Raw genomic sequence first — 11,342 nt, 5'->3', positions numbered from 1 at the left:
CTGCTTGATGATCGCCCAATCAGGGTTGTACGGCCCCACCGGCGTCTCAATCTGGAACTTGCTAGGCAGCTTCATGAAGAACTTGACGTCCTCGCGCGAGTCCAACTTCTCAGCGAACTGGCGCTCCGGCGCGTCTGCGCCGTCTGAATCGATCTGGATGTAGTCGAAGTCCGTCTTGTCGGTGTTCTCGACCTTGTAGACGCGATCGAGGAACAGGTCCCTCGCCTCGACCCCATCTGCCTGCAGTTCGCGTAGCTCATAGACAGAGCCGCCAATCTTCTCGTACTGAATGCCCTCCTGGACGGCAGTGGCTACGACATTCTGAAGTATTCGTTTAGCCATCGCTATGAAGTCATTCGGGTTGCCGATGAACTCACCCAGCTTGCCGCAGCGGGTCAACACGTCCACCAAAGTCTTGCGCGTGAGCGAAGTGGCTTCCTGCAGCTCACTGATGATATCGGGCAGTTGGTAGGTGCCAACCAACTCAGCGGATCGCGTAGCAGTTTCCGAAGTCTTGGTGCCGCCACGCACCAACTTCACGCCCGCGCGAGTGACCTGGACCCGCAGAGGTTGGATGGGTGGCTCTGCCTTGATTCGATTGACAGCGTTATCGATGATCTCGTCCCGGTTGAGCGTCACGCGATAAGTTGTCTTCTGCGAAATCGTTGCCCAAAAATCCTCAAACCACGGCGACGAATATATCTCTTTGTTCAGCTTACGACTTACTCGGTGGCGTTGCGGCTTGACCATGCGCTCGATACGACAACCGAGCATCACCTCGACGATGTCGCGTTGTGGCCAGAAGAAATCGGGCTCTGGGCCGAGTGTAAAGCCAAGGGTTTCGGGGCGGAAGTTCGCGGTGACTCTTCCGTCCTTGTCGAGGAAACTGCGCTCAACCAGTTCATTCCAGATCAACTTGGAGCCCTGGAAGCCCAAACGCCTCTCCCCACCCGTGGTTTCATCAACCGTGGGAATCTTGGCGAACTCGCCGGGGCGAACCAAGCCAAGGCTCACCCCAGAATCGCGGTACTCCTTCTGCAGGCTATCGGCAAACTCGCGGTAAGATTCATTGGCCACAACAGTGAGTTGAGCGATACCCTTGTCGGGCACCCTCTCACCGGACTGACTGACCGGCAGGCGGAGTCCACGCCCAATCGTCTGGCGGCGTTCTGTAGCCGCGCCCATCTCTCGCAAAGCGCAGATCTGGAACACGTTCGGGTTGTCCCAACCTTCACGAAGCGCCGAGTGGCTGAATATGAACCTCACCGGCTCGCTCTCATCAAGCAGCCTTGCCTTGTCACGCATGATTAGGTCGTATGCATCGTCATCGGCCTTAGAGGTCCCGCTGCTATCTTTGAAGGTGTCATGTTGGCCCCTCTTGCCCTTGATTACCGAAAAGTAGGCTCTCCTGTACTCGACTGGCTCAAGTGGCAAGGCAGCTGCGTATTGCTGATTCCTGGCTCGCTCCTCAACAAAGAGCTCATCAAACCAGGTCGCAAAGTCGCCGTCGGCAGTGTCGTTGTTGTATCCGTCGCCGAGGAAACTTGCTACTTTATCCACAAAGAACAGGCTCAGAACTTTTATGCCCTTTGAACGGAGCATGGCTTCCTTGCGAAGATGCTCGCGGATGGTCTCGCGAATCATCTCCCGGTAGATGGAATCATTCGAGCCGCCGATAATCTCACCGGCTTGCAGCCAGCCGTGCGGGAATAGCTCAACCGATTCCGGCTCGATACTCAGCTCATTGACCAGCCACCCTTCATAGGCAGCGTTTTCCGTTACTATCGCCAGATCTTGCCCGTTTTTCACGTTGACCAACTTGCGCTCGATGGTGCCATCAGATGCCTTGCGAACAGCTAGCTCCATTCGAGCCCTGAAACCGCCGTCGCTACTAACCGATTGCAGCTTCACATACGGTTTAACATCAGCGCCCTGCTGCAGTGCCTCCGCCACAACGATCTGTTTCACTAAACCCATATCGTGGGCGTCTACCGGATCAAGTCGATAGACAACATTGCGGGTCTTACGATGCGTAGCCGAGTAGCGCAGTATGCAAAGTGGGTTCAGTTCCCCCACTGCAGATTGACTGAGAAGTGACTCCATGTTCTGCGGCTCGTCCATGATGACCACAGGTTGTGTGGAACTGAGATAGTCGATAGGGCGCAGTCCATTGAGTTTGTCACGGGCCTGGTGAACAACGCGGGTATTCTTATCGCCACGCAATGAGTCAATTGTCATCACCATGATCTGTACGCTAGTAGAGGTGGCGAAAGACTGGACCTCCTCGGGCTTGCTGCCGCTGTAGACAAACGAGTCGAAAGGAGTGGCATAGAGGTCCTTGAAGTGTTTGGTCATCAGCTTGATGCTGGTGGTCACGCCCTCACGAATGGCAACGCTGGGTACAAGGATGATGAATTTGGTGAAGTTGTAATTTTTGGCTAGCTCAAAAACGGTACGCAAGTAGACATACGTCTTGCCGGTGCCTGTCTCCATCTCGACGTCGAAATCTAGGGCTCCCCCAGACAGCTCGCCGACCACTTCGAGGCCGTTGCGATCCTGCACCCTCTGCAGGTTCTGTAAGATGGTCTGACTGTCGAGTAGCAAGTTGTTACCGATTGCGCCGGTTTCGCTTGCAAGTTCGAAGACTTTCAGCTGATCGCCCGAGTTAGGCACCACACCTTGTAGGGTGGTCATTAGGGACGCGGCATGAAAAGGCTGGCCGTCGAACAGGTCTACAGCAGCGGCTATTGCGTCCTGTTGATGCTGCTGATGCGCATCGAACTTGAACTCCATGTCAGGCCGTCCAGAGCTCAACGCCGCGCGACTTGCACTCCTGCACCAGGTTGGTCTTGAGCTCGTCGTCGCCGTGGAAGGCGTCCTCAAGAATGATGAAGAAGCCCGGTTTCTCCAAGATTACGGCACGCAGTTGATCCAATGTCGGCTTGATGCGTTGGTCAAGGTAAGCGAGCACAAGACCCTCTCCGACGACTTTGAGCTTAAGGCCTGAGACTTCGATGTCTCTGATCTGCTCTGTGAGCGAATACCCCTGTTTGAGCAAGATCTCGACCAGCAAGGCTTCTGGTGTTGCGCTATCTGCTGCGCTATCGCGGAGGTCGAGCAACTGCTGCTCAAGAGTCAAAGCCTCGGTGTCGCTCGGCACACGCCACTTCGAGAAATTGGTGTCGACCAGGGTGAACGCGCGGAAGCCGACATCCAGGGGCAACTCCCGATTACCCAGATGCGCGCTCTCATCTTTCAACACCGAATAACCCGCAAGATCAATCCGCTTGCGTGCGATTCCGGAAAGCGTAAGGTAACCTTTCTCGCGAGCCTCAGACTCCTCAGGCGTTGGCTCTGGAAGCTGCACCTGGATGTGTCGGCGACTCCCTCCGTCCTCGGCGTTAAGCTGCATCACCGCGTGTCCGGTCGTGCCGGATCCTGAGAAGAAGTCCAACACGATGTCGTTAGATCCGTGGCTGGTTGAGAGCGCAATAATTGTCTTCAGGAACTCAACCGGCTTTGTATAGTCGAAAGCCGCAAACTCGAATAGACTGCTGAGCCCCTTCTTGGCGTTGTCATTCGAGTACTTGTTATCGACGAAGTCGAGGGTCGTAAAAGCTTTTGTGCGGTCCTGAACGACAACCTCGTATCGACCTCCCTGCTCCTTGATGGTCGAGTTCTGATAAGTCTTTGTGTAGATGCGCGGACCATTTCGTCCGTCCTTCACCACGATGAAGCCGTTCTCTATTCCGAAATCAAAGAGGTCGCGCGACCAGCGCCAGCAGAAGGCGGTCCTAGGATTTCGAGCTCGCCGAGCCAACATCTGTTCGTAGCTGACGCCGCCCGGCCTGAAGACATGTCCGCCAAGCTCGATCTCGTAGTCAAGAGTGGGTGAATACTGAATTGACCCGTAGTCGAGTGTCTGGTTCAGTTTGTACTTACCTCGAATGTCCTCATGCTCGTCGGAGAAGCGAAAACCGTCGTCGGTGTGGGAGAATCGGTTAAGACGGACGCTCGAACTGCGGGCGAAAGCGAGCACGTAGTCATGATTGAACGCGATGAGGTCGCCGCTCTTGCCGGCTCGCTTCGTGACGCGGGTGAAACAGGCGAGTAGGTTGCCCTCCCCGAACACTTCCTTGCCAAGCCTGGTGAGGTTATCAATCTCATGATCGTCAATCGAGATGAAAATCGCCCCATCATCGGTCAACAGGTTCCGCGCGAGCTTGAGGCGCGGGTACATCATGTTGAGCCAGTTGGAATGATACCGGCCCTCGGTCTCACTGTTGGTGCTGACCTTCTTTCCCTCCTCATTGACCTGACGGGTCCACTCCAAGTAAGTCTCGAGTCCCTCCTTGAAGTTGTCGGGGTAAACAAAGTCATTGCCAGTGTTGTACGGCGGATCGATGTAGATCATCTTGATCTTGCCGTGGTAGTGTTTCTGCAGAATCTTGAGCACCTCGAGGTTGTCGCCCTCGATGAAGACGTTCTTGGTGGTATCCCAGTCCTTCGAGTTCTCGAAGTCGGGTTTCAGGGTCGCGGTTGTCGGCTCCTGCGCAGCGCGTAGCGCACGCTTCTTGCCGGGCCAAAAAAGCCCAAAGCGTTCACGGTCGTCTCCAGCGTCATCCCCAAGGAGCTCCTTGATTTTCTCGACATCGATCTTTCCATCGGCAATTACCTCAGGCATCAGCTCCGCGAGTTGTGCAGCAAGCTCCGTCCTGAAGTTGGGGGTGCGACTCGGGGTTTCGAAGATGTCTTGTGTGCCGCCTTCTGTCATTGAATGCTCCTCCTGATCATCCACGTCTTTGCGAATTGTTCGCACGGGACACCGTCAATCTATCACCTTCCAGCGAATGGTGAACAAGTGCTCTACTCGCTGGGTCCCCTTGAGTGCCTGCTCGATCAAGTCGAGATAACGATCAGCTTCTGCGCGCATCTTCTTGCGATCGATCCGCGCCTCTTCGTCTTCTTCCTCCACCCGCTCTGCCCAGCGCCTGGCTTCTTTCTTGTGTCGCAACTGCTCCATGGGATCATCCGCGGCCTTGGCTGCGCTACGGGCGGCTTTTTCCTTAGCCTTGTACGCACGAATCTTCTCTTCGGACTCAGCGCGACGATCTTGCAGGTTCCGGTAGAGTAGCTCCTCCTGTTGGTCGTAATAGCGAGAATTTCGGCCTTGGACCTCCTTCTCCAAATGTTTGCGGCGCTCCTCCAGGTGTTTTGCGAACCTGGTGTCGTCAACAGTCACTGCTGGGCCCTCGTCGATGCAGGCCAAATCTAGAATGTCAGCGATGTACTCGTGATCGAGCCACTGCCCTTCATCAGTGAGGCAGCCGGCGAGCACATAGGACTCGCTGATATCGTCGTTCTTGGCAGTCATCGAAAAAGTGACTACCTTGACGATTAGCTCACCGGACTTGCCTTGAAGATCGCGTGCAGCGGTGCTCACTCGCGTGGAGCTCTTGATGCTGAATGTAAGCTGCCTGACGGGTGTGTCGGAAGCCTTCGCAGAATCGATGACGTAGCGAGCAAGGTCGCTGTCGAAACGGTACTGATGGGCGTTCTCCAGTGGCTCGGACTTGAAGTAGTACCTACCTGTCTTAGCCTTTTCCACCGGAGCTTTGTTGAGGACGAAACGGCGGCCATCACCCTCGAATGTTGCATAGGAGCGTAGCTGCCTCTTGGTGACTTCGAGCAACAGCCGCTCAAATCTGTTGAGTAGCTCCCCGGATTGCGAGTCATAAGCCTTCAGGCGATCCTGAACATTCGGGTCGAGGTTGTCGAAAACTTTAGCTTTGGCCACGGCCATTTCGGCGCTGATTTCAGTAGCGTATTGCTCCTCGAGCTCCCTGAATGCCTTCTCTATGTCAGCGTCGCTACGTGAATTGCTCAGGATGTTGTTGATCATCTTCTCAAAGTCGAAGCCGTCCTCGATGGCTCCGAGCACTTCGTCGCTTGCACCAAAGACCGATTCGAATAGTCGGAACTTTGTGGTGAGTAGTTCAAGGATGCGGGCCTCGGCCAGGTTTCCCTTGTTGGAAAAGTTGACCACCACTACATCGTACTTCTGTCCAAAGCGATGGGCGCGACCTATACGCTGTTCAACGCGTTGCGGATTCCACGGCAGATCGTAGTTCACCACCATCGAGCAGAACTGTAGATTGATTCCCTCCGCAGCCGCCTCGGTGGCTATCATGACGCTACCGTGGTCGCGAAAATAGTCCACAAGGGCCTTCCGTCTGTCGGCTGCGGCGACGCCTGTGATGACGTCACCGTCTCTGTTCGCCTCCAGCCACCTTTTGTAGATTTCGGTGGATTCAGGGGAGTTGTTGGAACCGTTGAAAAGGACTATTCCTTCGCCTCTCCCCGCCTGCGCAAGGGAGCGGGCGATGTACTCCTGAGTCTTTGTGGAGTCGGTAAAGATGATGGCCTTCTCTGGCGCGCCTAGCTCACGCAAACGCTCGAATCCCTTTTCGATAGCTTCGTTGAGCTTCACTGCTTTCTGATTCACTGTGATTGAGCGAGCCAGATGAGCGTAGCTGCGAAGCTCTGCCACCTCCGCTAGCATAGCCGCGCGTGCACTGGGATCGATGCGGCCGTTGGCCCCAGGACCGTAAGGTGTGACGGTGCCGGATTCCTCGGCGGCCTCATCCAATCCTTCGATCTCTTCATCCGTGAGTTCATCGCCCAAGAAGTCTGCAGCGATGAAGCCTCCGCGTCCGTCTCGCAAGATGCCCAGGTCAATCTCTTCCTGCAATCGATTGGCAATCTTGTCTAAAGTGCTGGAAACCGCATAAGTTGAAGAGCCCAGGCGCTTACGGATAATCAGGGTTGTCAGGTGGCGTTGGGAGTCGGTGAACGAGAACAGGTTTTCACGTTGCAAGTAGGCATTGACCTTTTCGTAAAGCTCGACTTCTTCAGGACTTGGCATGAACTCGATCGTGATTGGGAGGCGCTTGGTGAAGTGGATGTACTTGTCGGCATCCCTGCGCAATGTGCGCTTGCTGATAGTTGCGACACGCTCAACCAAATCGTCGTTGTCATCGAGTCCCCGAGCCTTGACGTAGCGCGCACGGAAGGCGTCAAGCGAATAGAAGTAACTGGGATCAAATACGCTGACAAGACCGTACACTTCTTCGAGGCGGTTCTGCAGGGGAGTTGCCGTGACGAGCAGAGTCTTATTGGCTTCATTAACGATGCGACTTATTGCCGCTGCCGCCTTGTTTCGGCCCGTGTAGAAGTTTCGCAAGCGATGAGCCTCATCGCAGATGACAAGATCCCACTGGCGCAACAGACTGGTTTCATGGCGTCGCGCAAATTCATACGAGCAGATCAGCACTTCCGCACCTTCTTGAGCCGCTCGGGACAGCTGTTTGTCCTTGATTTTTGGGTCAAGCAATTTGCTAGGGACCAGGAACTTCTCGAACAACTCTTGGCTCCACTGCTGGCGGAGGCTCGAAGGTGCAATGACCAGAATGCGGCGCTTACGCTCCGCCCAATACTGGGTGATGACGATGCCCGCTTCGATCGTCTTTCCCAGGCCCACCTCGTCAGCCAAGATCACCCCCGGCAGGTAAGGCGTCTGAAGTGCAAAGAGCGCAGCATCGATTTGGTGTGGTTTCGGCTCAACCTGGGCATCGAACAAGAGTCCTGCAAGCTTACCGACGTGGTCGTTCGCATAGGAACGCTGGAGTTCATGGGCGTAATACTTGGCTTGGTAGGCAGTGAGGTTCATTCACACCCCACGTTGCTGAGTGACCCTTGATTGCTCCTCAGTTCAGCCCCAGCTCTCGAGAGTGACAGTTTGGGCGTGTTGTTCCGCTTGACCCTGTTGGCGCGCACCATGCTGCGTGCTCCATCCCTTTTTGATCCGGCATGAGATCCCCGGCGACCCGCAGCACTCCCCATTCCTGGTAAGTCGCAACATTGACACGAGACGCGGGATTCTCCCCGCCGCCTGCGAAAAGTCATTGGACGACGCAGAGGAAAATAGTGCTGAAACCTAAGCTCAGAATACCATACGCTTGTGCCCGTCATACACATGCATGTTCGCACGTGAGCGCACAAAGATTTGGGGCCTACACTCGTTGTCGGGGTTGAGAGCTGCTGGTGCGTCGAGAGCGACATCGGGGGTCCGTAGGCTCATGTCCTGCCAAGAACCGCTCCGGTCACAGGACAGGATGTCGCCAGTGTGTTCGCAGCAACTCCTCCAAGTCATGGCGGTCAATCAGCTCAATGCTGTTCGACTCAGCTAGCGCACGTGCCCCGCGAGTGAAAGTGCCGGTAGTGACTACGACGCCACGTTGCGCGCCGTAGTGAGGCTTGGCCGCAGCAACCTCTTGCACTGCACTGTTTCCCACTGATCCGCCCCAGCACTTGGCCTGTATGACGGTCCTAACACCCATCTTCTCAACGATGACATCAGCACCTTGGTCCCCAGATGACTGGGTAACCTCAACGCTGTAGCCCATTTTCCGATACAGGACTCCTATGACTTGCTCAAACTCGATGCCGTCGAGTGTGTCCAAGTTCGGAAGACGGAGTTCGCCCGGAGGCGCCTCCAGTACCCGCTTGAACCCCTCTAGTTCTCTTTGCCGCTCAGCACGAACTAGTAGCCTAGGCAAACCTATTGGCTCCACGCCCTCATCCACGCCCGCCTGGATCATCACCTCATGAAGAACACCCAAATACCGGGCCCGAGGGGAGGGAGACCCATCCAGATACTCCATGAAGTGTTCGTCCAACTCGAGCGCCCGGTGCATGCGCTGAGGTATCACGTCAACATGGTGGTTTCGTTCGGAGGGACACACATCCAGATAAGCAAGAAGGTACTCGTCACGCGTGCGGGCGCCGGAGTTCTGGAGTGCCATGCGCACTGATTGTTTGAGTCGACGTGTTCGTTCGCGCTGGATCAATATCGTCATCTCATCATCAGTGAATTTCCAAGCCGGTGCGAGTATTCGTTTCAGCTTGGGTATGTCTCTGTCGTCGCACACACCCGCATCAGCGCGTTCAACGTAGCGGCATAGCAGGTCTTTTTCGGGGCTGGAGTCGAAGGAGGAGATGTACTCGGCCCTCCTGTCGGCGAGACGACGCTTGTGAAGCCAGCGGATAAGGAGGTAAACGAAGCCGCCCGCGAGTACCCAAACAACCACCGACCAGTACTCAATCAGTAGTGCCAGAATCACTAAGACGAGCAGGATTGCCGCGCATCCCTGCATGTAGCCTCCCTCTCGACGGGCAAGATGATCAATGTTCAGTGCGCATAAATGTCGCACAAACTCGCAAAGCAAGAATCTGCAACATGTCCAACAATACACCGCCCTCAGAACCCCATTATCATTGCGGATTCGGGCATGTCAATTATTCGCGCTGGATGGGACGCACCAAGATTCGGAGCACCTACGCTCGGTTGAGTGAGAGGAGCACCGGGAGGATATCGCAAGTTGCCGCTGGGCGCACGCAACAAGAAAACCCGCCGCTCCGAGGCGTTTTCCTCGGAAGGACGGGTCGGTATTATCGTCGATGGTGGAGGCGCGGAGAATCGAACTCCGGTCCACGATACACCCTCAGGAAGCATCTCCAGGCTCAGTCAGCAGTTGGTTCTCGGCCGACGCATCACCTGATGACTCGCGATGTGTCGCCCATAGCGGTTCGGTCTTTGGTCGCACCATACCGCCCACGTGTGAGACCGCAATTCCCTGAAGTGGCGCCTTGCCGATGGCGGGAATGTCCAACGGGTCGGCGTCGCTACGCTATTTAGGCAGCGAGGGCAAAGTCATTGTCGACGTTTAATCGTCGGTACCCCTGTTTTACGAGGCGAGGAGACCTCGGCCTGCTTCTTCCTTCAAGCACTATCGTGTCGAATCCAGTCGCCCCCGGATGTGGGCCGTCGACTTGTCAAAGAGCCCCGCGCGCAATTGCGGCGTGCATACATTATACCTCGGTGTGCAAGGCCACTGCCGAAGTGGCGCTAGCCGCCGCGGTTCCTCTCGGCCATCGCCCGTTCGGTCTCGCGCTTCTGGTCGCGCTCGGCGATCGATGCACGCTTGTCGTAGAGCTTCTTGCCTCGGGCGAGTCCGATCTCGATCTTCGCGCGGTTATCGGCGTTGAAGTACAGCTTGGTGGGCACGAGTGTCGATCCGCGCTCGGAGACTTTGCCTGCGAGGTAGCGGATCTCCTTCTTGTGCAGCAAAAGGCGCCTGACCCGGATCGGGTCCAAGTTCGCGCGGTTGCCATGCGAGTATGGTGCGATGTGCAGGCCGTGGACGAAGATCTCGCCGTGCTTGATGCTGGCGTAGGAATCCCGCAGGTTGGCGCCGCGGTCCCTAAGCGACTTGACCTCGGTGCCGGAAAGCTCGATGCCGGCCTCGAAAGTCTCGTCGATGAAGTAGTCGTGATACGCCTTCTTGTTGCCGGCTATCATCTTGCGATCGCGGGGCATCAGGCCCCCCGCGGAATGAAGTCCGTCGCAGGATCCAGCCCAATGATGTACTCGGTCAGCAGATCGATGGTGCTCTGGACGTCTTCTAGGGCGAGCATCTCGTTGGGGGTGTGCATGTAGCGCAGCGGGATGCTTACCAGGCCTGCGGCCTTGCCTCCGCGCGAAAGCTGGATCGCGTTCGCGTCGGTGCCGGTGCCTCGGGGCTCACCGTTGAACTGCACTTCGATCCCGGCCTTCTCGGCGGCCTGGCTCAGGCCAGCGAAGATCGTCGGGTTGATGTTGGGTCCGCGGGCGATGACCGGGCCCTTCCCGCACACGACCTCGCCGTGCTTGCGCTTGTCGACGTCGGGGTAGTCGGTCGCGTGGCCGACCTCGACGGCGATGCCGGCGGTCGGGTTGGCGCCGTACGCGCTGGTGATGCCGCCGCGAAGGCCGACCTCCTCCTGCACGGTGCCGGCGACCAGCAGGTCGACGCGCGCGCCGCCCTTCTCGGCAACCTGGCGCAAGACCTCGGCGCAGATGAACGCACCCACCTTGTCGTCGAAGCCGCGCGAGACGGCCATCCCCTCGCCGATGAGCTCGAAGCCGACGCCGAAGGTGATGGGGTCGCCGATGCGCACCCGCTCCTTGACCGCCTCGGCGGGAAGGCCTAGGTCGATGAAGAGCTTGTGCATCTTCGTGATCGACTTGCGCTCGTCTTCTTCGAGCAGGTGGATGGGCATCCTTCCGATGAGCCCGCGGAGCACTCCTTCGGCGGTATGCACGTCGACGCGCATGCCGGGGAGGATGGCGTCGTCGACGCCGCCTATGGCCTGGAAGGCGATGAAGCCCTCGGGCATGATGTAGTTGACCATGAGCCCGATCTCGTCGATGTGACCGGCGAGCATGACGCTCATCGTTTCGG

At 56.8% G+C, this 11,342-nt stretch carries 6 protein-coding genes and 1 other RNA gene; all 7 read right to left on the bottom strand.

Annotated elements, in window-relative coordinates:
• Positions 1–2,793, bottom strand: a 2,793-nt coding sequence (locus M1617_08635) for a DEAD/DEAH box helicase family protein (protein ID MCL5888325.1), incomplete at its 3' end; no start/stop codon positions are given.
• Position 2,794: 1 nt separating this feature from the next.
• Positions 2,795–4,774 carry a site-specific DNA-methyltransferase gene (locus tag M1617_08630; protein MCL5888324.1) on the bottom strand — a complete coding sequence of 660 codons (1,980 nt, stop codon included), beginning with the start codon at positions 4,772–4,774 and terminating at the stop codon, positions 2,795–2,797.
• A 54-nt stretch (positions 4,775–4,828) separates the two neighbouring features.
• Entirely contained in the window at positions 4,829–7,729 is a 2,901-nt protein-coding gene (locus M1617_08625; protein ID MCL5888323.1) for a DEAD/DEAH box helicase, read from the bottom strand.
• A gap of 433 nt (positions 7,730–8,162) precedes the next feature.
• Complete coding sequence (locus tag M1617_08620; GenBank protein ID MCL5888322.1) at positions 8,163–9,215, bottom strand: restriction endonuclease; 1,053 nt, start codon at positions 9,213–9,215, stop codon at positions 8,163–8,165.
• 305 nt (positions 9,216–9,520) lie between these two features.
• Positions 9,521–9,874, bottom strand: a transfer-messenger RNA (tmRNA) gene (gene ssrA / locus M1617_08615).
• Between the two features lie 93 nt (positions 9,875–9,967).
• Entirely contained in the window at positions 9,968–10,438 is a 471-nt protein-coding gene (gene smpB / locus M1617_08610; protein ID MCL5888321.1) for an SsrA-binding protein SmpB, read from the bottom strand.
• Positions 10,438–11,342 (bottom strand): M20/M25/M40 family metallo-hydrolase (locus M1617_08605; GenBank protein MCL5888320.1); only part of this gene is annotated, 905 nt, incomplete at its 5' end. The genes M1617_08605 and smpB, both read right to left, overlap by 1 nt.

Source organism: Actinomycetota bacterium, from assembly GCA_023488435.1.
Classification (GTDB): domain Bacteria; phylum Actinomycetota; class Coriobacteriia; order Anaerosomatales; family UBA912; genus UBA912.
This window is presented reverse-complemented; position numbering and strand designations above follow the sequence as displayed.